At 44.6% G+C, this 24,147-nt stretch carries 26 protein-coding genes; 5 read left to right on the top strand and 21 right to left on the bottom strand.

Annotation, left to right across the window (positions count from 1 at the left end; all coding sequences use genetic code 11):
- Nucleotides 1–57 precede the first annotated feature (57 nt).
- From AB4484_RS20965 to AB4484_RS20955, 3 genes are all read right to left on the bottom strand, one after another.
- Nucleotides 58–432, bottom strand: coding sequence for a VOC family protein (locus AB4484_RS20965; protein WP_372080211.1), 375 nt, complete (start codon nucleotides 430–432; stop codon nucleotides 58–60).
- A gap of 65 nt (nucleotides 433–497) precedes the next feature.
- Nucleotides 498–1,196, bottom strand: coding sequence for a pseudouridine synthase (locus AB4484_RS20960; protein WP_248367919.1), 699 nt, complete (start codon nucleotides 1,194–1,196; stop codon nucleotides 498–500).
- Complete coding sequence (locus AB4484_RS20955; RefSeq protein WP_017059212.1) at nucleotides 1,196–1,357, bottom strand: hypothetical protein; 162 nt, start codon at nucleotides 1,355–1,357, stop codon at nucleotides 1,196–1,198. Before AB4484_RS20955 ends, AB4484_RS20960 begins: the two co-directional genes overlap by 1 nt.
- A gap of 209 nt (nucleotides 1,358–1,566) precedes the next feature.
- Between AB4484_RS20955 and AB4484_RS20950 the strand changes: the two genes are divergently transcribed.
- Nucleotides 1,567–1,968: a YkgJ family cysteine cluster protein gene (locus AB4484_RS20950; protein ID WP_017065706.1), complete on the top strand. Its 402-nt coding sequence runs from the start codon at nucleotides 1,567–1,569 to the stop codon at nucleotides 1,966–1,968.
- Nucleotides 1,969–2,021: 53 nt separating this feature from the next.
- Here the strand turns inward: AB4484_RS20950 and AB4484_RS20945 are convergent, their stop codons facing one another.
- From AB4484_RS20945 to AB4484_RS20890, 12 genes are all read right to left on the bottom strand, one after another.
- Nucleotides 2,022–2,423: an NUDIX domain-containing protein gene (locus tag AB4484_RS20945; RefSeq protein ID WP_017059210.1), complete on the bottom strand. Its 402-nt coding sequence runs from the start codon at nucleotides 2,421–2,423 to the stop codon at nucleotides 2,022–2,024.
- A gap of 233 nt (nucleotides 2,424–2,656) precedes the next feature.
- Nucleotides 2,657–3,037 (bottom strand): STAS/SEC14 domain-containing protein, encoded by a 381-nt coding sequence (locus AB4484_RS20940; RefSeq protein ID WP_122081495.1) that lies wholly within the window; start codon nucleotides 3,035–3,037, stop codon nucleotides 2,657–2,659.
- 112 nt (nucleotides 3,038–3,149) lie between these two features.
- On the bottom strand, nucleotides 3,150–3,653 hold the full coding sequence (locus AB4484_RS20935) for an HAD family hydrolase (RefSeq protein WP_372080208.1): 504 nt from the start codon (nucleotides 3,651–3,653) through the stop codon (nucleotides 3,150–3,152).
- A gap of 43 nt (nucleotides 3,654–3,696) precedes the next feature.
- Nucleotides 3,697–4,197, bottom strand: coding sequence for an N-acetyltransferase family protein (locus AB4484_RS20930; protein ID WP_372080206.1), 501 nt, complete (start codon nucleotides 4,195–4,197; stop codon nucleotides 3,697–3,699).
- Nucleotides 4,198–4,236: 39 nt separating this feature from the next.
- The gene (locus tag AB4484_RS20925; RefSeq protein ID WP_372080204.1) at nucleotides 4,237–5,181 is read right to left on the bottom strand and encodes a D-2-hydroxyacid dehydrogenase family protein; all 945 of its coding nucleotides are present in this window, start codon (nucleotides 5,179–5,181) and stop codon (nucleotides 4,237–4,239) included.
- A 93-nt stretch (nucleotides 5,182–5,274) separates the two neighbouring features.
- Nucleotides 5,275–5,742 (bottom strand): ASCH domain-containing protein, encoded by a 468-nt coding sequence (locus tag AB4484_RS20920; protein WP_372080203.1) that lies wholly within the window; start codon nucleotides 5,740–5,742, stop codon nucleotides 5,275–5,277.
- A gap of 262 nt (nucleotides 5,743–6,004) precedes the next feature.
- Entirely contained in the window at nucleotides 6,005–7,060 is a 1,056-nt protein-coding gene (gene glpQ, locus AB4484_RS20915; protein WP_372080202.1) for a glycerophosphodiester phosphodiesterase, read from the bottom strand.
- 77 nt (nucleotides 7,061–7,137) lie between these two features.
- Entirely contained in the window at nucleotides 7,138–8,511 is a 1,374-nt protein-coding gene (gene glpT / locus AB4484_RS20910) for a glycerol-3-phosphate transporter (protein WP_029235560.1), read from the bottom strand.
- Between the two features lie 504 nt (nucleotides 8,512–9,015).
- Nucleotides 9,016–9,270 (bottom strand): DUF3297 family protein, encoded by a 255-nt coding sequence (locus tag AB4484_RS20905; protein WP_017059204.1) that lies wholly within the window; start codon nucleotides 9,268–9,270, stop codon nucleotides 9,016–9,018.
- Between the two features lie 242 nt (nucleotides 9,271–9,512).
- Nucleotides 9,513–9,947, bottom strand: coding sequence for a GNAT family N-acetyltransferase (locus tag AB4484_RS20900; RefSeq protein WP_050645207.1), 435 nt, complete (start codon nucleotides 9,945–9,947; stop codon nucleotides 9,513–9,515).
- Nucleotides 9,948–10,013: 66 nt separating this feature from the next.
- Nucleotides 10,014–10,148 carry a hypothetical protein gene (locus AB4484_RS20895; RefSeq protein ID WP_269146807.1) on the bottom strand — a complete coding sequence of 45 codons (135 nt, stop codon included), beginning with the start codon at nucleotides 10,146–10,148 and terminating at the stop codon, nucleotides 10,014–10,016.
- Between the two features lie 23 nt (nucleotides 10,149–10,171).
- The gene (locus AB4484_RS20890) at nucleotides 10,172–11,302 is read right to left on the bottom strand and encodes a PcfJ domain-containing protein (RefSeq protein WP_122081488.1); all 1,131 of its coding nucleotides are present in this window, start codon (nucleotides 11,300–11,302) and stop codon (nucleotides 10,172–10,174) included.
- A gap of 235 nt (nucleotides 11,303–11,537) precedes the next feature.
- On the opposite strand from AB4484_RS20890, the gene AB4484_RS20885 reads away from it, so the two are divergent.
- The 4 genes from AB4484_RS20885 to AB4484_RS20870 all read left to right on the top strand — a co-directional run bounded on the left by AB4484_RS20885 (nucleotide 11,538) and on the right by AB4484_RS20870 (nucleotide 15,838).
- Nucleotides 11,538–11,960: a universal stress protein gene (locus AB4484_RS20885; RefSeq protein WP_017063967.1), complete on the top strand. Its 423-nt coding sequence runs from the start codon at nucleotides 11,538–11,540 to the stop codon at nucleotides 11,958–11,960.
- Between the two features lie 193 nt (nucleotides 11,961–12,153).
- Entirely contained in the window at nucleotides 12,154–13,530 is a 1,377-nt protein-coding gene (locus AB4484_RS20880) for a DASH family cryptochrome (RefSeq protein ID WP_372080200.1), read from the top strand.
- Complete coding sequence (locus tag AB4484_RS20875) at nucleotides 13,527–15,098, top strand: cryptochrome/photolyase family protein (protein ID WP_372080198.1); 1,572 nt, start codon at nucleotides 13,527–13,529, stop codon at nucleotides 15,096–15,098. The genes AB4484_RS20880 and AB4484_RS20875 overlap by 4 nt, the downstream gene beginning before the upstream one ends.
- The gene (locus tag AB4484_RS20870; RefSeq protein WP_333009459.1) at nucleotides 15,098–15,838 is read left to right on the top strand and encodes an SDR family oxidoreductase; all 741 of its coding nucleotides are present in this window, start codon (nucleotides 15,098–15,100) and stop codon (nucleotides 15,836–15,838) included. The genes AB4484_RS20875 and AB4484_RS20870 overlap by 1 nt, the downstream gene beginning before the upstream one ends.
- A 146-nt stretch (nucleotides 15,839–15,984) precedes the next feature.
- Here AB4484_RS20870 and AB4484_RS20865 read toward each other — a convergent pair whose 3' ends face one another.
- The 6 genes from AB4484_RS20865 to AB4484_RS20840 form a co-directional block, all read right to left on the bottom strand.
- Entirely contained in the window at nucleotides 15,985–16,869 is an 885-nt protein-coding gene (locus AB4484_RS20865) for a PA4780 family RIO1-like protein kinase (protein WP_029236383.1), read from the bottom strand.
- A 147-nt stretch (nucleotides 16,870–17,016) separates the two neighbouring features.
- Complete coding sequence (locus AB4484_RS20860) at nucleotides 17,017–17,166, bottom strand: DUF2256 domain-containing protein (protein WP_082242266.1); 150 nt, start codon at nucleotides 17,164–17,166, stop codon at nucleotides 17,017–17,019.
- 301 nt (nucleotides 17,167–17,467) lie between these two features.
- Entirely contained in the window at nucleotides 17,468–21,184 is a 3,717-nt protein-coding gene (locus AB4484_RS20855) for an AAA family ATPase (RefSeq protein WP_372080195.1), read from the bottom strand.
- A gap of 5 nt (nucleotides 21,185–21,189) precedes the next feature.
- A complete protein-coding gene (sbcD, locus tag AB4484_RS20850) occupies nucleotides 21,190–22,443 on the bottom strand; it encodes an exonuclease subunit SbcD (protein ID WP_372080193.1) in 1,254 nt (417 codons plus the stop codon).
- Nucleotides 22,444–22,656: 213 nt separating this feature from the next.
- Nucleotides 22,657–23,229 carry a porin family protein gene (locus AB4484_RS20845; protein ID WP_372080191.1) on the bottom strand — a complete coding sequence of 191 codons (573 nt, stop codon included), beginning with the start codon at nucleotides 23,227–23,229 and terminating at the stop codon, nucleotides 22,657–22,659.
- A 508-nt stretch (nucleotides 23,230–23,737) separates the two neighbouring features.
- Nucleotides 23,738–24,147, bottom strand: a 410-nt coding sequence (locus AB4484_RS20840) for a glutathione S-transferase domain-containing protein (protein ID WP_372080189.1), incomplete at its 5' end; no start/stop codon positions are given.

The following is a 24,147-nucleotide window of genomic DNA, read 5'->3' as shown; positions in this document are numbered from 1 at the left end:
TAAAGAAAAAGATGGATAATTCGAAGTTTTCACTGGCCTTAATGCAAGTTGGATGAATTAACGCGGCCTAATGTTTTCAGCCACACGCCACAGCACACCACTTGGGTCAGTGATACAAAACTCAAGCATTCCCCATGGCTGTTCAACAACCTCGGAAACGGTAACTTCAAATTCCGACACTACATTAGAGTTTTGGATGTGTTGATACCAACTTTTTACGTCTTCAACCAGCAAGTGCATCATGTAATTGTGACAGTGCGCAGGTTCATAAAAGTTTTGAAGAAGGAAGGCACAACTGCCGTGTCGTAGATAGGCGATATCGTGAAATTCAGACATCACTTCGAAACAGATTGACTGGTAAAAACGCTTAGATAAATCGAAGTCTTTCGCGGGTACGAAAGACTTAATTTCTGAGACTTTGAGGTTTTCCATCCTACATCCTTATAGTGCTGATATTCTTGTGCTGACACGCTTAACGCTTTAAGTGGTTACAGCGTTTATTCAGAGTCTTGCTGAAATGAGTCAACTTCGGCTTTAGTTAGATAACGCCACTGGCCTGCTTCAACATCCAAACGAACGTCACCAATCTGTTCACGGTGTAGGCCAACAACTCGATTCCCTACCGCAGCAAACATTCGTTTTACTTGATGAAACTTGCCTTCTGTAATGGTCAACAGCACTTCTTTACTGGTAATCACTTCGAGCTCTGCCGGACGCGTCAGTTTTTGCTCGCCTTGCAATTGAATACCCGCTTTGAATTTGTCAGCGACATCGTCTTTGATATCTCGTGACAATGTCACGCGGTACACCTTCTTACATGACTTGGTTGGCAGCGTGATGTTGAATGACCATCGCCCATCATCGGTAATCAAGACTAAGCCTGTGGTGTCGGCATCTAAGCGCCCTGCAATGTGCAGTTCTGATGCTTTGTCTATCTCAATGTAGTTAAACAGTGAAGGATAAACTTCATCGATATTGGAGCAGATAGTACCCGCAGGCTTGTGCATTAAGAGGTATTGAAATTCACGCAATTTAAGAGGCGTGCCATTTAACAAGATGCTGTTGCTTTCATGAACCTGAGTCGATTCATCGGTCACAGCCTCACTGTTTACGTTCACCTCGCCATTATGGATGCGTTCAATCGCTTCAGGTTTGGTTAGGTCAGTGCTTTTACATAGGTATTTATCAAGGCGCATTAATCGTCGGCACCACATTTAGCACAAGGCTTGTAAGTTCGTTCACCTTGCTCGATAACCACATAGTCACCAACGCACTTGTCACATAAAGCGAGCTTTGGGTAAGCCTCTTTTTGTTTCTTTGCGTTAATGTTGCCTTCGGTGGTGTATACGGTTCTCATTTTGATGCCTTTGCTTAAATAACGTGAGAGGCGCAAATTGTATCACTGTTTACATCTTTGATTGGAGTGGTGGTTCATAGATAAATTGATTTTAAGTACCGCTATTCCAAGTTCCCGCGCCGTAACGGCTTAACCATGGACAACAAAGTCAACGTGCCACGCCTATCAGTGGTAAAATGATAAAAGCTCACCAACCAATGAAGTCGATAATGAAAGATTGTAATCAATGCGGAAAATGCTGTATCAAATACGGAGATGGCGACCTTGCCGCGACTCAAGAAGAGATCGATTTGTGGGAGCTGTTCAACCCAGATATCTTTGAATATGTTCGAGGAAGCGAGATATGGTTTGACCCGGAATCTGGCGAACGTTTAACTCGCTGCCCTTTTCTGGAGCTGGTTCCGACGAAAGACACCAAGGCTCAAGCCAAGTACACATGCAGTATTTACTTAGACCGACCAGAAGATTGCCGACATTACCCAAGCCTAATTAATGAGATGGTACGAGATGAGTGTGAAATGATTGAGGTGGTGGATTTACAAGACACGAAGAAAGCTCAAAGGAAACTCGACCTGTTGATGAAAGACAGCCGCCCTTCAAGCTATTCGTAAGCGATGATCTTTTGAAGATCAATCTTCAGCATTAGCTAATATCAGCCAAAACCTTAAGCCAAATACTGGTTCGCTTCTAACCAATCAAGCGCAACCAGTGCTGCCAATGAGCATACCGCTCTGTCGTTGCCATCAACAAACTTAAGCTCTTCGATTTCAGCATCTGGAGACAGTTCACCGGTATAATCAGCAAGATAGCAAGTCAATTGCACTGATACGCCTTCCGCTTTTCCATCAGCTTGGCCTGTAAAGGTCTCAACGTATTTGATGGAATCAGGCACTAAATCGACTGAGATCTCTTCTTTGATTTCGCGAACCAGTGCTTGCTCATCACTTTCACCAGCTTCACGCTTACCACCCGGTAGGTAGAACAGTTCTTTGCCTTTTGATCTGACCATCAGCAGCTTGCCGTCTTTGATGAATATCCAAGCCAGCTTATCAATTACCTTATGCATGTCGTTAGACCTTATTTCTGTTTTAGTTCTCGTTATTACTGAATCTGGCCGCGCTATTCTATTAGTCACGACCAAACAAAGCCTGGGTATGTTACACGCTCGAATGAATATACTCTATTGAATCGAATGGGAAATATCATAACCAAAACGAAAAATGACAGCGTTCGAGACAATGCTCGTCAACTGTCATTGGTAATGTTTACTGATTGTTCGTTAGCTGTTCGCGAATATTATCAATCGACCAACCACTTAAGCGCAGAGTCGTGGTCTTCGAATGACTTAATCTCACCAGACACAAACCAGCTCCCTACTTTTGAAGCGAATTCTTGCCAGCTTTTATCACCATAAATCGCGATTTTGTCTATCTTCGAATTGAGCTCTAATCCCAGTTTGAAATCATCCCAAGCAGCACGTAGCTCCCAACCCGTTAAGGTAGAGATGTCGACCAGCATCTTTAGTTTAGATGAATCGAGTTCTTCTAGCGTGGTATTTAGAATTGGCATCATTGCTTGGTAGTCATCGTGTGTGAGTTTGCCTTTCGCTTTAAACACAACGATGGTTTCACCGTTAACACGTTCAATTCCAACCGATATTCCGTGACGTTCGATACTCATAATCTAGCCCTCATAGTGGAAACTAGAGTTAGCTTAGAGGATTAGACAGCAAAGAGATGAGAGGTTGACGTCAAAACGGACAAGCGCTTTATCTGGACTTAATATCAGAGAGTTAAACGCGCTTCTCCAACAGTTCACTTAGGCTTTGAACTTGCACGATACGTGGATGCTGTGACTTAAGCTCAACTCCTTCCGTGTTCAACCACACCGTATTCAAACCCGCTTCAAGTGCTGGGTAAATGTCTTTCTCTAAGGTGTCGCCTACCATGGTGATGTCTTGTGGTGAAACACCGAGCTTAGAAATGATGGCAGGATAGAACCCCGACTCGAACTTAGAAAAGCCAATGCTCGCCTTACAAAAGTAACCCGAGATATATTGAGACAGGCCAACACGCTCAAAGGCCCGAATGATGTCGTCTTTACTGGAATCACCAGCATTGGTGGCAACATAAACTTGGTTATTTTTGGAGAGTTCAGCCAGTAATGCACGAGCACCACTCACTTCTTGTACGGTTTCCCAGTCACACATCTTCCCTTGTGCGTCTGGGAAATCGACCATAAGCGTATTACCCCAGTCGAATAAGACTACTTCTGTTAATTCGATTAGCTTTGTCATCTTGCCTCCTGCATACGATGAATTATCTAATGTTTAAGCGAGCCTATAAAAACTTCTCGATAAGGATCTCGTCAAAGTACTGATCGCCAATCTTACCGTGTTTTTTAGCCGTTCCGACGATTTCAAAACCTTGCTTAAGGTATACCGCTAACGCGCGCTCGTTGTCTGCTCTTACATAGGCAAACAGCTTTTCGTAACCTTTGGCTTTGGCTGATTTGAATGTGTAATCGAACAACTGTTTTGCAACGCCCTGCCCACGGCTATTTGCATCAACATAAGTACCAATAATACCAACATGGTCAAAGGCCTTAGTGTAAGTAGCAAATGGTTCGACATTCTGAAAACCAAGTAACTGGCTTGTCGTCTCGGTGACTGCAACGCTAAATACACCACGCTCAGGGAACGACTCAATGAATGCCTTTTCTTCATCAACAGTAAAAGTCTGATCCAAGATCGTATAACGCGCTTCGATAATGATTGGATTTAATACATCAATAATGCCTTGTGCGTCTTCTTCCGCGACTTCTCTGATTGTTAAGCTCATACTTCTCTGCCTTTTTATTGCTTTGGGCAGATTCTATCGCTATATGCCATCCTTTTGATAGGACAGAATGTTGTCGAAGGCGATATCAAAGTAGAGTTCGTAGCTATTTTGTTCAACATAGCCCAAATGTGGAGTCGCAGTGACGTTTGGTAAGGACAATAGCGGTTCGGTGTCTGTTGTTACTGGCTCACAATCGAACACATCAATAGCGGCTGTTTTGGTCGGTATCTCGCGTAGTTCATGATACAAGGCCATCGGTTCGACTAACTCGGCACGGCTGATGTTCACAAACAGTGTGTCCGCCTTCATCAAGCTAAGGTCGTGTGCCGTAACACATCCTCTGGTGACATCATTCAAACGCAAATGCAAAGAAAGCACATCTACTTCTCGAAAGAAATCTTGTTTGGTTGTTTCTGCTTCAAAGCCATCTGCTTGTGCTTGATCGCGTGAAGCTTGGCTGCCCCACACTATGACAGACATCCCAAATGCTTGGGCATATTGTGCAATGTATTTGCCGATCTTGCCGTAACCCCAAATACCAAGCTTCAAGCCCTTCAAAGTTCGACCTAGCCCTAGCGAGCCAGAATCTTGCCACTGGTTTTGCTTAAGGTTTGAAGCGTAAGTGGGAATGTGGCGCGATGCAGCCATAATCAACGCCCAGCATAATTCAGAGGGTGCAACTGGCGAGCCTCGGCCTTCTAAAACGGTAACACCAAATCGTTCGCACATTTGCGGGTCTATATGGTTACTCACTTTGCCCGTCTGGCTAATAAGCTTGAGGTTTGGGAGCTGTGATAACAAAGATTCGGTGATCTCGGTTCTTTCACGAATGAGCACAATGGCTTCAAACGAGGCCAACTTAGCGACGAGCTCTTGCTCTGAGTAAGTTTCGGTAAATACAGTTACATCGTGTTGTTCGAGTTTGTTGAAGCAATCGAGGTCTTTAACGACGTTCTGGTAGTCATCCAATATCGCTATTTTCACATCACTCTCCTTGTGATTGTTAATCTTCTGGCGTTGGTCAAAAGAAGGCTAAAGTGCCATGCCTTCCGATTCAACACATCACGCGCGGGGACTTCACTGTTGATAAACCACTTTGAAACGCTCCAACATAAGTAGCATGTCTTCACTTGGTGAGATCTTGAGCTCTTCACATTCACGTGAGAAGAAGTTCCAGTGAGCTTCTCTCCACCATTCGAGTGATTTGTCGCCCTCACCTTCTGCGGCAGCAAATTCAGCGGTCACTTCGTTGTATTTGCACGACGACACCGAGGTAATCTCTACAATGCAGACGGGCTTGCCATCCCAATCGGTGACAACTTGTAAGTGACCAACTATAGGTCTCGTCTCTCCTTCATGGGTATACCAATGTTCAAGGCCGCAAGACGCTTGTTTTTCACCCTTGAGAATTAACTGAGCGCAGAGGTTGGCGTTGTATTCATCAGCACAGTAATAATCGGCACTGAAAGAGGTGTATTGCGAAGCAACGTCTGCTGGTAATGTGTTGAGGTAGCTATCAAGATAAGCTTTGCTTCTTTCTTCCATGATCTTTCCAAATTCAATATTAGGTTGAGCCGATAAATACTTATAGATTAAGCATCTGGCTGCATTGGGAGTAACCTATCAAGTCAGGTTATTGCTGTAAACCGAGTGAATATCAAAATGTGGGCTGAGAAAGAAGAATATCGTTAGGATTTCGAGGCAAATACAAGAAGATCCAAAAAGTAAAAGAAGAGCCAAAAACACCTTTAGTGTGTGCTTTTGGCTCTGAATATCTCGTTAATAGTCGCTTGTAATTGGCAGGATATTAACGGTTCAAGAAGTCGACCGCTTTGTCTGGGAAGTCAGTAAACACACCATCGACTTTGACTTGGTTGTAGAAGACATCCAACATGCCATCAAAGTTATCAGCATAAGCTGGGATTCTTCCTGGGTCAGCACGGAACGTGTACGGGTGAACGTCTAAGCCCGCGTCTTTTGCTGACTTCATTAACGGTTTAATGATGATGTTATCTTTGGTCGATGCATCGTCCACCAACATTGGCTTCCAAGGGCCTACTCCTTCCGCGTAAGTCGCGACTTTTTCCATGCCACCAGCTTCAAACATCCAGTCGTAACTGTACGGCGTTGCTTTGTCACCTTGGTACGTCATGGTTTCATTCCAATCTGTATAGGCCATCAACTGAACGAGCTTAAGATCCATTTCCATAGCAGGCATGAGCTCATCGTTAATGCGTTGAAGTTCATTGGCGTCGAAACACTGTAAATACACTTTGTCGTCTTTCGATAGGTAACCATATTGATGCAAGGTCGCAAGTACAGCTTTGGAGATGTCTTTGCCTTCGTGGCGATGGAACCAAGGTGCTTTAATTTCAGGATAGATGCCCACGTCATAACCTAAGGTCTTATTTAAGCCTTGGATCAGCTCGATTTCTTCTGCAAAGGTAGCGACACGGAAATCAGACTGCCACATTGGGAAGCGTGTTGGGTACCCTGCGACTCTGTTACCTTGTTCATCTAGGTTAAAGCCTTCGGTCACTTTCAGGGATTTGATCTCAGCAAGCGTAAAATCAATTGCGTAGTAACGGCCATCTGCACGAGCGCGTGTTGGAAAGCGATCCGCGACATCGGTGACTCGGTCTAGATAGTGATCATGCAAAACCACCAATTGGTCGTCTTTGGTCATCACGACATCTTGTTCGATGTAGTCAGGTTTCATCGCGTAAGCGAGCGCTTTAGCGGGTAAAGTGTGTTCAGGTAAATAACCAGAAGCACCGCGATGAGCAATCACTAAAGGGTCGGCGAACGCATTTGCAGATAAGCTTAGTGCTAATAAGGTCAGAGACAGTGACGTTGTTTTCATTATTGTTTTCCTTGATAAAACAGAAGCAGGATATACCTGCCTCTGTTGTTATTTATAGATGTGATTCAGTAAATACACTACTGAGCTAGCGCTTCTTTCTCTCGTTCGAGATCTTTTTGTTTATGGTGCGCACGCTCACCTAAGAAGGCGTAAAGCAGACAGATGATTGAAGCCACACAAGCGCCGACCAAAATAATGAAGCCGCCATCCCAACCGTAATGGTCAACCATAAAGCCGAGTATTGCGTTCGCAGCAACCGCACCACCTAAGTAACCAAACAAACCAGTTAGACCAGCAGCTGTACCCGCCGCTTTCTTAGGTGCAAGTTCCAGTGCATACAAGCCGATCAGCATTACAGGGCCATAGATAAGGAAACCAATCGCAACCAATGCCAACATATCAACCGTTGGGTTACCCGCTGGATTTAACCAATATACCAACACAGCGACTGTCACTAGAACCATGAACAAGATACCTGCAGGTGCGCGTCGGCCTTTGAATAACTTATCTGAAATCCAACCACACAATAACGTGCCAGGAATACCAGCCCACTCATACAGGAAGTAAGCCCATGATGATTTATCTACTGAGAAGTCTTTTGCTTCTTTTAAATAAACCGGAGCCCAATCGAGTACGCCATAACGGATAAGGTAAACAAACGCGTTAGCAATCGCGATTGACCACAACAGCTTGTTAGAGAAAACGTACTTGAAGAAGATCTCTTTCGCCGTCATTTCTTTCTCATGAGACGTATCGTAGTCGTCTGGGTAATCGTCTTTGTGTTCTTCAATCGGTGGTAACCCACAAGATTGAGGCGTATCTCTTACGGTAAACCAAACAAAGACAGCAACGAGAGTGGCAAAAAATGCAGGAACATAAAAAGCGGTTCGCCAATCGTCGTTAAAAGCCCACAGCCCCAACAAGAACATCGGGCCAATCAAACCGCCACCCACGTTGTGAGCAACGTTCCATACCGATACGATCTCACCACGTTCTTTGCGTGACCACCAGTGAACCATGGTTCGTCCACAAGCTGGCCAACCCATACCTTGGAACCAACCATTCAAGAACAGCAGAATAAACATCGCAGTGATGCTGCCTGTTGCCCATGGCATAAAGCCAAAGCAGAACATCACCAGTGCCGACATTAACAAGCCACCGCTGAGGAAGTAACGAGGGTTAGAACGGTCAGAAACACTGCCCATTAAGAACTTAGATAAGCCGTAAGCGATAGATACCGCCGCTAATGCAACCCCTAGTTCTCCGCGGCTAAAACCTTGTTCAATGAGATAAGGCATCGCCAAACTAAAGTTTTTACGGACTAAGTAGTACCCCGCATAGCCAACGAAGATGCCGAGAAACAGCTGCCATCTTAGTCGTGTGTAGGTGCTATCGATTTTGTCTGATGACAAGCGATCGATATGCGCCATAGGTTTGAATATTCCAAACATAGGAACCTCATAATTATTGGGCGAAGGAAGAATTAAAATGCTCGAACGAAAAAATTTAGCGCTCATTCGAAACCAAGGGAATTGTATGTGCTTCAGGATTAATTTCTGTGATAGAGGTAGTCATTAACAAAAAATAACTTTAAATACAGCATATTAGTTTCATTTAATTAGACTGCGCTTCATGTTTTTGTTTGTATCTGCTTAATTAAACATCAGAACTTTCGAGTATGGATAAATCCTAGAAGAGCGAGCGAACATGAATCAACCAACAACAACTTTGTTATTACTGCGAATGCATAGTGAATAACGACAATTTGGTTAAATCTGTGGAGTTATGAAGGTGGTTTGGGCTATTGGTTAAAGAAATTCGCCAACATCAATGCAAACAAAAAGGGTCTAGATTTCTCTAGACCCTTTTAGGTAATAACGCTTGGTGGCTTTATGTTGACTAATTAGACAAACAATAGCTAATTACTCGAAGTATTCGCTAGCCACACGACGTGATTATGCGTCGATGTAAAAAGCTTCTACAGTGCCTTTTAGAGTAATAAGCATTGGCTGACCAAAACGATCTAGCGCTTTTGGAGAAGGGATCTTAACCCAACCTTCGCTGATGCAGTATTCTTCAACATCAGTACGCTCTTTACCATTTAGACGAATGCCGATTGGGTATTCGAAACACTCAGCAACGTGGTGTGGGCTGCGTGGGTTGCCTGCAAGATGATCTGGTAAAGCTGGTCTTGAATTAGTATCGCTCATGTTCATTACCTGTATGTACGTAAATAAAAAAAGTGCGTCATTCTAGTCAATATAGGCTTTGTGCTCAACAACTGCTGCAATAAATCGTCTTGATCGTTTTAATCAACAGCTAGTTGTTTGATTTAAAGGCGATATCGACATGAGTTCCAACGAAAATTTAACAGTTTTATGCGTTATGGATGAAAGGGAGAGCTTCATTACTCGAGCGGCAGATAACCTAATATCAGGCTTTTATTCCGAGCTTATCGATTAAGCTCAATACTCATCACTTTATGGTTCGGTTCTGATTCGATATCGACAACTGACCAACCTAGACCTTGGTAGAGTCCCATGATATTGGTGTATGCGTAGAGTTGAGTTTGCACTGCAGAAGAAACCTGTCTGACACCACGATTAATCAGTTCACTTGCAATACCTTGACCGCGCCATTGAGGGTCGACGAACACGGCGTTGATCCACACCACATCACGAACTTGGTGAGGTTCTTGAAAATAGGAATACGCCAAGCCACCAATGACCACATTATCGCGAAGTACGGTTATTACTGGAGGGAGTTGTACATTTTCTTTATAGGTATCTCTAAACTTGAAGTCAGACCATTCGCTTTGAAATAAGCCCTCTAACTCACGCCAATAAGATGAGCTTTCATCGCAATTTCTAAAGATTACTTTCTGCATTTGTCCGTCCTTTGAAAGGGTGTAATTCGGCTATCCTAGCCTTGTTTAATCTAAGTGTAGGTAAAGCTACTCTTCTTCGTCGTAATCGTCTGCTGGATCTTGATTAATTTCTTCGCCGCATCCTAGGCATTCACCTTGTAGATCCGTAGGCATCACAATCATCAAACCACAATGCGGGCAAAGATCGCCTTGTTGAAACATCCTGTATTCCTTCTACTTCATGGTTATTGCTTAGGATACTTCTGCTTACTCGCTTCTAACCAGTCGTGAATCACTTGGCGAGCGGATTCCGACGGCGGTGCATTTCGTTTTCCGCAGATTTGGTCAATCTCAAACGGAAATGCTTTGCTCGGGACACGACGTAAACCTATGGTTAAACGCTGAGGTTTAAGCATGCGGAACACCACATACCGATCGCTCATGATTCGGTTGTGATACACACCAATGCAGTGCTTCTGCTCTATGCCTTCGTGTTCAAGATCGTAATAATCAGTAAGTGGATGAATGTTGTCATTACCGAGCAAAGGAACGGGATAAGGGATGTCTTTATCCATTGGGCGATTACCCTCCAAGCGACGTAATTGGCGCTGTTCCGTCCAGCGGTCATGAAGTTGTTCAAACATCGCGAAAGAGTTCTGACTGGTAATCGCGCGCAGTGGATCATCCATCTCCAAATCTTGTCCTAGCAATATCGCATCTTGGAACATCGCCATCTTCGACGGTGCATTAAGTCTGCCCTCTTCCACCATTGCAATCCCTAATCGACTGCCGGTTAAAAATGGATGAACTTGGTCCAAACGCAGGGCTGTGTATCCAACTTTTGAGTAATGTTTGAATTTAAGAACTCGTCTTTGCAGCGGTTCGAGAATGCGAACAATGTGGTCGAGTTCATCACCAACATTGTAATGAAGCTCTAGCTTGTCGATGAATTTGAGCGTCGCCTTGCTGCTGTCTAAACCCAACTTAGCAAGGATCTTCTTCTGCCCTAAGCGACTCAGTGCCAATGCTTTCTGATTGTCGACGCTGTGCTTCATGCAGATCAAAGCCAAAATAACAGGCCTTAATTCAAGCAATTGCGCGGCTTCATAGGTATTCGCTGCTAGCCACAGCATCTGGTATTGGTATTCTGGAAAGTCGTCGGTGATTTCACGATAACGCGCAGGCAATGAGTCTAACCAACGACCATTCACGTCAAACTGTTCAACAAGGTTGAGGCTCAGCCCAATGCCCCCATCAAGCGGTCGTCTACAATCTTCAAACACATGAAAGCCGACAAGCTTTTGAGACCAGTCTCGGATCTCAATATCGTAGTCGAAACCTAATGTTCGAGTGGGAATGGTTAGTAGTGCTGTCATTGATGCCTCTTCGTTATTGGCGCATTGAACTATCAAGCCTATCTAACAGCATAAGCTAGCGCTTCAACCACTATATCAACCTTTTGTAAATTTCTTATCAATCAAAGCGATATAAATACGATAGTGCTTAGAAGAACATTGAATGATGATTTTACGCAATATGAGATCTCTTCGATATCATTTGCGCCAACAGAAACTATGCTTGTTACATAACTCACAACAAGAGGCTTTAATTATGGATTACCGACATATTCTGGTCGCACTTGAACTGTCTGACGACACCAAGATTCTCATTGATAGAGCGACCTTCTTCGCTGATAAACTGGAGGCTGGCATTTCATTTGTTTATATCGATGGTACGCATGGAGAAATTTATCCAGAGCTCGTTGATATTCAGGGAAATGACGGTGATTTACCCATCAATGAAGATGCCGTTAAGCATTTGAAAGAGTTTGAAGCCTACGCCAAACACCCAATCAAGCACATTTTCGTGGGAACGGGTGATTTGAACGATAAGCTCAAAAATGCCATCGAAGCAAACGGCGTTGACCTATTGCTGTGCGGCCATCACCATGATTTTTGGCATAAGCTCATCTCCCATTCTAAACAGATCATCGATACTTCCCCTATCGATATTCTCGTTGTTCCTATGGAATAGAAGCTCCAGTTCGACACTCAAAAATAACCGGCATTGCCAACCTCTATCGGTATTATTGGTTGGCTTGATATCCTCTTCAACACACTCATCCTGACCGAAATCTCCTATTTCCCACTTAGAGTAATCATTTGTGATCTTGTCAGCCTATCAACTCGTAAGCGTCTAATAATTAACAAATCGCCGAGTGAAAGTAATGAAAAAGATTGGCCTGTATCTTTTTACAAACGACTTAAGAATCAACGACAATGCGCTACTTTACCAAGCAAGCCAAATCGTCGATGAGCTCGTATGTGTCGTCGTTGAACCGATTCTGTCGCACTACTCTTCACAGTTCGCCCAAGAACAACAATATGGCGCTCACCGCACAGCTTTCATTTCACAATCGATAAGCGATCTTAAGATTAACCTGAGCGGCCTAGATCAAACACTCATCGTCCTTAAACAAGACCACGATAAAAGCGATAACGTCAAAGATTCGCTCAACGAGATTATCTCTGCTCTAAACGTCACTCACTTGTTTGCAAATGTTCATTGTGGCTACGACGAGCAACAGCTAGTGCAATCAACGTTGGCTGACTGCCCGAACTTAACTGCGATTCAATCTCATAACTCAACTTTGTTTGAGCTCGATGACTTCCCTTTTACGTTAGACAAGTTACCCCGCTCGTTTACCAAGTTCAGAAAACTCATCGAATACTTGTCTGTCGATACACAAAGTTTGACCATAACGAAGTTACCACCAGCACCAGACCTAACAGAAACGTCACACTGTCACTCAAAAGCCTCCCTTTTTATGACGAACGATTTGACGAGCGAGCTGAGCTTCAAAGGCGGTGAAACATTGGGGTTAGTACATCTCGACCACTACTTCTCACGCGATTACGCGAGCCGCTATAAACAGACTCGGAATGCGTTGGATGGCGTCGAGAACTCGACCAAGTTTTCACCGTGGCTCGCATCAGGTTGTGTCTCACCAAAAACAATCTGCAGACACCTCACGCGATTTGAGTCGCATCATGGTTCCAATGATTCAACCTACTGGATCTATTTCGAGCTGTTATGGCGAGAGTATTTTTATTGGAAGTGCATGTCGTTGAAGTCATCGCTATTTTCGGGCTCATCCACAAATCCCGTTACAGCAGAAAATATCACTCCATCGGCAAACCTTAAGTTTTCCAAGTGGAAGAGCGGTAACACCAACTACCCGATTGTCGATGCATGTATGCGCCAACTTAATGCGACTGGCTACATGTCCAATCGTGGAAGGCAGTTAGCCGCAAGCTGTTTGATTTACGAGTTGGGCGTCGACTGGCGACACGGTGCAGCCTATTTCGAAAGCCAGCTTGTCGACTATGACGTAGCATCTAACTGGGGAAATTGGGCGTATATCGCTGGGGCTCTCAATCAACCCGCCCGCAACAACCAGACGAAAAACCAATCACAACCTAAATCACGCCATTTTGATTTAACTAAGCAGACTGAAATGTACGACCCAGACCATGCCTTCATCAATCAATGGACAGGTGGTAACGCTGTCACAACAAGCCTCACAAACCAGGACGCATTATGAACTTTAAAACGGTACGACTTATATTAGGTGACCAATTAAACATTGAGCATTCATGGTTTCAACAAGTTGACGATGACGTTATTTACATCATTGCTGAGCTCAAACAAGAAACAGATTATGTTGCCTCTCACATTCAAAAAGTGGCCGCGTTTTTCTGTGCGATGGGTTACTTCGCTGACGAACTCAAAGAACAAGGTCATCAGGTACTTCACCTCACCTTGGACGATACCACGCAATTTGAAAACCTAGATACACTTCTAAAGCACTATGTACACGAATTCGGCGCAGAGAAGTTTGAATATCAAAGGCCAGATGAATATCGCCTCTTAGAGCAGATGAACAAGCTCAAGCTGACCAATGTAACCAAAGGTTGTTGTGATACGGAGCACTTCCTCTTTCCATTTGAAGAGATCGAACAACAGTTCCCGAAAGACAAACACATCATGATGGAGCACTTCTATCGCCGAATGAGAAAGCGTTTCGACATTTTGCTAGAAGACGGAAAGCCCGTTGGTGGCAAATGGAATTACGACGCGAACAATCGAAAGAAACTCAAGAAACAAGACATCGAAAACCTGCCTCAGCCTCTGATGTTTACCAATGACATAACCGACATTTTGCAGCGTATCGAACGCCACCAAGTGCAAACCATTGGTCAAGTCGGTAGCCAGTTATTATGGCCGGTGAACCGAGCACAAAGTTTGTCTTTGCTCGCTCATTTCTGCCAAGTCTGCTTACCGTTATTTGGGCAGTTTCAAGATGCGATGACTACAGAGCACGACTCTAAATGGAGCTTGTATCATAGCCGCATTTCGTTCTCTCTGAACAGCAAACTGCTGAGCCCTAAAGAAGTGATTGATGCAGCGCTGTCGGCCTACCAAGCATCCAGTCATCGAGACAGTTCTTCAAATAAACCAAGCATTGACATTGCACAGGTCGAAGGGTTTGTACGCCAAATACTGGGGTGGCGAGAGTACATACGCGCTGTCTATTGGGCAAACATGCCTGCTTACGCCAGCAAAAACCATTACTCAGCAAACAATAACCTGCCCCATTACTTTTGGGACGGACAAACCAAGATGAACTGCATGAAGCATGCGATTGACCAGTCTCTTGAGTTTGCTTACGCGCACCATATCCAAAGGTTAATGATCACTGGCAACTTCTGTTTAATCACAGGCATAGACCCTGACCAAGTCGACAGTTGGTACCTCAGTATTTACGTCGACGCGATTGAGTGGGTTGAAATGCCAAATACGCGAGGTATGGCACTGTTTGCGGATGGCGGGATCGTCGGAACCAAACCATACTCTGCCAGCGGTTCCTATATCAACCGCATGAGCGACTACTGCAAAGGTTGTCACTACAAGATAAAAGAACGCAGCGGCGAGCAATCTTGCCCTTTCAATAGCTTGTATTGGCGCTTTATGAACCAACACCGCGATGCGTTAAACCGCATCCCACGTATGGGCATGTTATATCGCTCTTGGGACAACATGGACGAACAATCACAACAAGCGATTCTCGATACCGCTGAACAACGAATCACAAACTTGGAGAACTTATAATGGTGGAGCAACTCAGATTACACATATTGGTGGTCGGTGGGAGCGGCGGTATTGGTTTCGCTGTGGTTAAACACCTATTATCTGAGCTCTCTCGGTTTGATTTTCTTGATGTGCATGTAGACGCGACTTACCACTCTCAACAGCCGGAACTAGAAAACAATCGCTTGAGCTGGCACAAAGTCGACGCCACCGACGAAGCTGATATTAAGCGCTTGAGTTGTGAGTTTGACCAACTTGATTGGTTGATCAACTGCGTAGGTATGCTCCACACTCCAGACCTTGGGCCGGAAAAGAACCTGTCGTCCATCGACCCTGAGTTTTTTCTGAAAAACATCTCTGTGAATACCCTACCCAGCTTGTTATTGGCAAAGCACTTCACGCCAATTCTTAGAACGAGTGACAATCCAAAATTTGCTGTGGTATCCGCAAAGGTAGGCAGTATTTCAGACAACCGATTAGGCGGTTGGTATAGCTATCGTTCATCGAAAGCAGCCCTCAACATGTTCATCAAAACCATGTCGATAGAATGGCAACGCACCATTAAGAAAGGCACTGTGTTAGCACTGCATCCGGGCACAACAGACACGGCTCTATCGAAACCTTTTCAGACCAATGTCCCTGAAGGTAAGTTGTTTGAGTCGAGCTATGTCGCCCATCAGTTGGTCGATATCATTCGCACTGCCACACCGGACAAAAGTGGGCACTTCTATGCTTACGATGGCGAGCAGTTAAATTGGTAGTTAATACCAGTGGCCATCTTTCATTAGTGCTAAAAAAGAAAACCCAACAGAGTTGAGGCTCCATTGGGTTGTTTTTTGAAAGAACGCCTGAGTCTTTTAGGGCGTATGGTCGATATCTAGCTAAAGATCAAAACTGATCATCACGATTACTCAGCCCAATTGAACTTGGTATCGTCGACACCTTCTTTCTCTTCTTTCGCTCGCTCGCGTCGGTGTTGCTCTTCAATTCGCGCAGCGTCTATCTCTTGCATGATGGCTTCGATATCAGCCAAGTCGTCCGTTTCCGTAAACTCACCCGTTAGCTTGCTGTCTGGCTTCAAGTCGCCTTTCTCGTACAGCGCCCACATTTCCTTGGCATACTCGGTTTTCGCCAATTCAGGGGCAAACTGAGCGTAGTAGTCACGGATGTTATTGATGTCACGAGCCAGCATCCACTCAGCGTTGTTGTTCGCCGAAGCGTCAACCGCTTGCGGTAGATCGATAATTACTGGGCCGTACTCATCCACCAATACGTTGAACTCAGACAAGTCACCATGGATCAAACCAACACACAGCATTTTAACTACGTAGGTCATCATCACAGCGTGGTCTTCGATCGCTTGCTCTGCTGACATCACGACATCGTTCAAACGTGGTGCAACGTAACCATCATCGTCAGTGACCAGTTCCATAAGCAATACGCCATCAAAGCAACCGTAAGGGACAGGCACACGTACGCCCGCTTCTGCCAGTTTATATAAGGCATCCACTTCAGCACTTTGCCAAACCTTTTCTTGTTGTTCACGACCAAAGCCAGAGCCTTTTTCCATCGCTCGAGCACGGCGGCTATTTCGGACTTTTCGGCCTTCGCGATACGCGGTCGCTTTTTTGAAGCTGCGTTGGCTTATTTCCTTATATACCTTGGCACAACGGATCGTATCTCCGCAGCGCACAATGTACACCGATGCTTCTTTGCCACTCATGAGTTGGCTTGTCACCTCGTCGACTAAACCATCGTCAACTAAAGGCTGTATTCTTTTAGGTATCTTCATGCCGCCTTTATACATCACTTATCTTACAGATAGAAATATTAACTTGAGAAATGAATGACGAAACGATTAAAGGATCATCAAAATGATGACAAAGGAAGGAAATATTAGAGTTAAGGGCTTTAGGTCATGAGGAATGAGCTGATCTGTTCAAGAGTATGAAGACTCAGATTTATTACGGCGACAACGTTCAGAACAGTAGATCACGTCATCCCAACAGCGCTGCCACTTTTTACGCCATGCGAAAGGCTTGTGGCAAACGGGACATGTCTTAGTCGGTAAATGTGGCTTCTTGTGCATGGCCGTTTCCTTCTTGATGAGTCCACTTCGTTCGTTTACTAGAGATTCCCTATTACGCTCGTGCCTCACTTTAGGGAATGACGAAGGTAATGCGAACAAATCTAGATTCCCTATTACGTTCGTACCTCACTTTAGGGAATGGCGGCTGCTTTTTAATCGTTCCAAACTTTAAGGAGTGATGGCGAAGTGATAAATGACAACTCCCGACTCCTTCATCCTCGAGAAGGAGGAACGACTGAGTCGGGGATCTGCTTCATCTAGCTCTGTTTCTATTTCTGCACTGATGGAATATAGCTAGAACCTAAGCGACAACCTTGTACTGTTTCTCCATCTCACTCACACCTAAGCCAGAGTGTTTTGTCACTTTAAGCTGAACGGGTACTCGCTCTTTCAGAGCTTCAACGTGGCTAATCACGCCAATCATCTTGCCTGATGCATTCAAGTTATCGAGAGCGTTAAGTGCAATGTCCAATGTGTCACTATCCAGCGTACCGAAACCTTCATCTAAGAACAGAGAATCAATACTGGTTTTGTAGCTCACAAGATCAGAAAGCGCTAATGCCAACGCCAAGCTCACCAAGAAGCTTTCGCCACCTGATAACGTCTTGGTATCACGCATCACATCGCCCTGCCATGTGTCGAGCACTTGCAGTTCTAATCCATCATCGGCTTTACGTTTTAGCTCGTAACGACCATGCAAACGTTGTAGCTGCTTGTTCGCCAAATACACCAAGTTTTCCAGTGTTAGACCTTGAGCAAACTTACGGAACTTGTCGCCGTTCTTAGAACCAATAAGTGAATTCAGACGTGAAATATCATCAAAGTCGACTTGTTGCTCGTCGATTTGCTTGAACAGATCTTGCTGATTGCTGCGGTTCTGGCTATCCGTTTCAAGATTGGCAGAAATCGCACCGATCTTTGTCGCATGGCTTTGTTGTGCGTTTTGACACTCAGTCGTCGCTTCTTCAACTTGCTGCTGGTCTTGCTCTTGCCATGCTTTCGCATTTTCGTGATTTTGTAGATCCACTTGCGCCGCTTTAGCGGTGTTCAACTTTGCTTGTGCACTGACAATCGCTTCGTCTAAAGACTTCTTGAGGCTTTGAAGTTGAGTTCTAACCTCTTCATCCAACAACGCCGCTTCAAAATTAGCCTCATCTTCGAACGGGCTAGTTTTCAGCGCTTCTGACCAAGCATTCGACGCTTGTGTGTAACTTGACTGCTTGCTGGTCAACTCTTCAGAGAAGCTAATGTGTTTGGTTTGCTCGGTTCGATGTTCAAGTTCGCTGCGGTTAAGCACTAACTGCGCAACATCAAATGCACTTACCGCTTCAGTAACTTTGTGCTTCATCGCATTGCTGGTGGCTTGAATGTCTTTGTCACCAAATAACTCTGTTCTTTCAGCCGTTACACGAGTCAGTTCTGACACTAAAGACTCACTCTGTTGCGTCAGTGTCGCAAGCTCTTTCTCAACACTGCTTAGCTTGTCATCTAAGGTTTTCAATTCGGCATTTTGAGTGATCAGTTGCTTCTCAATATCGGCCTGTTGCTGTTTAGTTTGCTGCCACATGCTTGATGCTTGTGATTTCTCAGTAAACCAATCATCGATATGTTCTAATTCAGGCGCTTCGATAGCCGTTTGAACAATGCTCTCTTTCAAAGCACTCCATTGGTGCTCTTTCGCTTGAGTTATCTGAGTCACTTGCTCGTTTGCGACTTGGTTTTGCTTATTCAGATCCGCTAAGCGTTGCTCGGCTAACTCGAGATTAGATTGCGCCTTGTCAGCCATAACACTTACAGACAGGCGTTGTTTCTCAGCTTCGGCATAATGCGCTTTAGCATCAGCCAACGCTTTGAGTTGCTGCGCGTTCAGACTTAGTAGAAGTTCACACTGCTGTGCAAAGGTCGCGACGGCAGGTTCATTGCCTAAATCGTTAATCGTTAGCAGCGCCAGTTCAGGAGCCGTGTCAACGAAATCCGATAAGTTCTGTTGAAGCTTGCCGACAACGCCTTGCCAATTCATTTGAGCCTGCTGAATATCCGCTCGCGCACGTTGAATGTCATCGTTAAGCGCCGCAATCATAGGGGCAAGAGAATCTAACTGCTGACGATGCTCTTGGCCTTCTTTTTTGATAGCCGTTAGCTCTAGGTTTTCCCTATCTTTTTGAACAACCAAATTTGCAATGTCTTGCGACTGTTCAATCGAATGGTCTGTTGAACCACATAGTGGGCATTCAGATCCAGATTCTAGAGCTGCACGGTATTTCGCCAATTCGCCTTCTTGATCAATCAAACGCGTTAATCGCTCAAGTGAAGTCTCTTTCTCTTTATATCTCTCAACCAGCACTTCACGCTCTTTCGAAAGCTTGTCGACCAACTGAGTGTTGGTTTGATGCGTTTGAGTTTTTGCGTGCAGCTGTTGCTGGGCATTTAGGAAACCACGATTGATCTCGAGTAATGAGTGGGTATTGCGATTCCAAAACTCCAACAGATCTTTTTGCGCATTCAATACTTGCTCGCTGGTGTTGCCTTGCAATGCTTCCCACTGTTGCTTTGCACTACTCTCTACCAAAACCAACTCAGCTAAAGTTTTATCTTGCGTTGCTTTAGCTTCTTGCGCAGATTTGATGATCGTTTGCTGAGCATCAACCGCAGACAAAGCTTGCTTCGCTGAGTTCAACTGTTCTGAATGCTGACGCTCTAGAGTACGAACTTGCTCGACCTTTGCTTGCCATTGACCTAGGTATTTTTCCAGATGTTGGTCAGTTTGATGCGTATTTAGGTACTCAGTGCTGAGTTGATCTTGTTGCTTCAGTGCATCTGTTTTTTGGACTAAAACAATCTGTTGATTGCGCTGCTGCGTATGTTGCTCGTTTAGCGTATTCGCTGCATTAACGGCCGCAGTTTGCTTATCTTTGAGTACGGCAATTTGGTTATCGAGCGGACGGACAAGATCGATGATCTTCTCTTGATCTTGTTGCTCACTTTTTACCTGTTCGACAATCGCACTGCTTTGAGTCAGTTTAGTTTGCGCGTCTTGCTTCTCTGCATCACGAACGGCAAGTAACTTGGTGCTGTTATCTAGGTGAGCTTGAGTAGTGTCCACCTCTTGTTCGCAACGCATTAAATCTTTGTGCATTGGGCGCAGCTTTTCAGCCGGCTCACTGTTTGCCAAGCGCTCTAGTGACGGTTGGTTACGGTCTAGTTCATCTTGAGCGGTTTTCAGATCGTGCTCACTGGTCGCGATAGTTTGCTCAGCTTTAGTGACGTCTTTCCACCAGCTTAGATGCGCTTGCCACTCTTTTAACTGCTCGGCTAAACGCTTCTGCTCGACTTCTAACGTTTCACGCTCTGCGGTCAGCGCTTGGATTTGCTCTTCAGACAGTAAGCTCACCCCTTCTGCTTTCGCTTTAAGGTGATTAAGCGACTCTTCACTCGACTTGAAATGATCGTAGATACGCTCTGAAATCAGGCTATAGACTTCGGTTCCCGTCAGCTCTTCAAGTAGCTCTGCACGGTCGTTAGCATTGGCATTTAAGAACGCCGCAAACTCCCCCTGAGACAACATGATAGATTTAGTGAAGCGTGAAAAATCTAGACCTGTTACCTGCTCCACCAACTTGGTTTTCTTGGTCAGCATGGTTTCTAAGACTTTGTCGGTGTCCGCATCCGCAAATTCGCACGTTGGTGTTTGTAATGCGCCATCGTGTTTTCCACGCGCTCGCTTTTGATGGAAGTTAGAACGGTACGTTTTGCCCTGCACTTCAAATTCCAGTTCAGCGAAACACTCACCCGTACCACGCGTCATTAATTCGTTGTTGCCTTTAGCGATGCTCTTTAAACGCGGTGTGCGGTGGAACAGTGCCAAACAAATCGCGTCAAGAATGGTGGTTTTACCCGCCCCTGTTGGGCCAGTAATCGCGAACAGGCCATTTTCCGCAAATGGTGATTGAGTAAAATCGAGCTTCCAACGCCCTTTCAAAGAGTTCAGGTTTTCAAATTCTAGGCTTAAAATCTTCATACTGGTTACTCTTCTACTTTGTTTGGCGCTTGAGCGCTCTCGGACACTTCAACCATCACTTGTTTAAACTTCACCGTCATTCGCTCTAAACGCGCTTTTTCAGAATCCGTTTCAAACTCTTCTAAGGCAATACGCTTCGTAAACACGTCCATCGGGCTCAGTTCAGATAAGGTTTCTGCCGACTCTTGCTCTAATGCTTGATTACGACGCTCTCTTGCTCGGCGCAGTTGAAGTACTTCCACATTCAAACCGTCAGTTAATGAACGCATGCGCTCTTGTAGATCCGACAAGTAATCTTGCGCTTGCACTTCTATCGATAACCACACGCTTTGTTCGCTATCTAAACCTATGTATTGATTCAGCTGAGATTCGATCTCGCTCAAGTCGCCTTTGATTTCAGCTAGAGGTTGGAATGTGGGAACAGGCAGTTGAGAAATGGTGCGCTCACCTTCTACAAATTCAACAACACACACTTGTTTCTGAGATTTAAGTTCATCAAAGCTTAGTGGGATTGGAGAGCCTGAATAACGAATGTATTCACGCTTTGCCACCACTTGTGGGCGGTGGATATGACCAAGTGCAATATAGTCTGCGTCTGGGAAGCCATCAGCGGCAAAACCATCAAGGTTGCCGACATAGATATCACGTACCGAATCCGATTGTTGAACACCCATCGCAGTTAAGTGGCCGGTAGCGATGATCGGCATGTGCTCGCTGTTTGCAAACGTCGCGCGCTTAGCAACCGCCGCATCATAAACACTTTGATAATGCTGTTTGATTGCATCGCCGAGTTGTTTTTGGCGCTCAACGCCGGTGACACCGGCTTGGCTCATCAACACATCGCGAGGACGAATAAAAGGAATGGCACAAACCAGCGCTTCTACATCGCCGTTCTTGCCTTTTAGTTCGACAACCTGAGTCGCATGATCTTCATTGGTGTTTGGAATCACGTCTGCACCCATGTATTTGAGCAACTGTTGTGTCTCTTTAAGCACAGAGACTGAATCGTGATTTCCACCTAATAACACCAATTGGCAACCGATCTTGTTCGAATCGACCACAAACTTGTTATACATCTCACGAGCGTAACTCGGCGGTGTACTGGTATCGAAAATGTCGCCAGCAACAATGATCGCGTCGATGTCGTGCTCTGTAACTTGCTCAAGTAACCATTGTAAAAACCGTTCATGTTCATTCTTACGGCTTTTATTGTAGAAGTTTTGGCCAAGGTGCCAATCGGACGTGTGAAGAATCTTCATTGCTGCTCACTGGAAGTCTGTAATACCTTTAATCTACCAAAATAGTCGAGATAATTCCCTTTTATAAGCTTGTGAAAACCAACTAATTTCAGGCTTTGGAGCAACTCCGCCCATAGCGTGACCAATCGTTATTTTGGACATAAAAAAACCGCTCAACGTTAGAGCGGTTTTAGGTGTCCATAGCTTTAGCTTTAAGCTATTTAACAGAAGCCATTAGAAATTGTACGAAGCACCCAGTGTTACTGTGCTAAACGCTACATCACGGCTTTCTAATCGATTACCCGTCGCTCTATCGAAGAATTCGATGTTTACTGCGTCTGCTTGTGAGATCAAACGTAAGGTTAGGTTTTCTACTGGCGTGTATTCAACACCAATACCGAAATGAAAGCCGGCACCAGAATCATCATCAAAAGAGCTAGCGTTGTTTGAGTCCAAATCTACATAGCTTAAGCCCGCTAGTACAAAGGGACGAATTGAGTTATCGAAGGTGTAGCCTAGGTTTGCCGAAACAGAAAGCGATGTTGGTGAAAACACCTTAGTTCCAAATGATTCATAGTCAGCATAATCTGTGTAACCAAGTTCGATACCTACAATACGGTTAAACTGGTAGCCACCGTAAAGGCTATACCCCATGCTTTCAGCATCTAAACTGCCTGCGCCGTCAGTGTCTGAGTCTTGATACACACCAAGGCCTGCGCCAATGTATGGGCCACCCTCGATACCAGCAGCAAGTGTAGGAAGTGAAACTAAGCCAACTAGGCCCAATAGAAATGATGATTTAAGCATGAAAATACCCTTTTTTTGTCTGTCCTACAGCAACGTTGACCAACAGCCAATAGTTTCCGACACTATTTCACCTGTTGCGTTACTGTTTAAAATAAATTAAATAAGCAACTCCAAATGAATAATAAAACACTGTTCATTTACGGAGCGAATGAGAAAGTACCACAAGATTTTTAGGTCATCAAACGAACAATCATAGATATTTAATCAAGTCTTATTTATGAGACAGTTGTATTTCCTGAGGCGTAACGAGCACTAAAATACGAATAAACCTGATAGTAAACAGGAGCATCATCAACATTAAACTTATTACAATCAGATTGTTATCGAGCTAATTAAATTTTCATTCGCTCTCAAAAACAACCTGAATCTTCATGCCTAAATATAAAAACTCACCCTGTTTCTCAATTTATCCAATAAAAGATATAAAGAGAAGAATGAGTTTTATTTTTGGAGAGTGCTTATTTAGAACGGTCTGCTATTAAAATATATTTCAATTTAATTCATGTTATTAACGAGCGTCAGCAAGACTAGCCAAGTAGTTATTCGTTAAATAGAAACCGCTGAACTTCTCAATAAAGTCCGCAGGAACGGTTTTATCGGTCAAGCCAGATTCAATCAGCGCCGCTTGCCACTTCTGTACTTTCGGGAAGCCTTCAAGCATATCAAAGCCTGAGCCCTCTTTGATTACTGACGCTCGGTGCAACAGTGGTAGCCAAGCGATGTCGACGTTAGATATGTAATCGCCTTTAAAGAAGTCGCTGTCACCCAATTTATTCTCAGCCTTTTGGAAGGATTTTTGAAGATTCGCTAAACGCGTCTCAAAGGTTTCTTTATCTTTACTGCCCATCGTTCCACATTGCGGCATGTAATGTTTGCTTGCCTGATAAGACCAAGCACGATCTATACCCGTGATCATTG

Source organism: Vibrio sp. 10N.261.46.A3 (genome assembly GCF_041472995.1).
Lineage (GTDB): Bacteria > Pseudomonadota > Gammaproteobacteria > Enterobacterales > Vibrionaceae > Vibrio > Vibrio coralliirubri.
The sequence above is the reverse complement of the archived record's forward strand: the minus strand, read 5'-3'. Positions and strand labels throughout refer to the sequence as shown.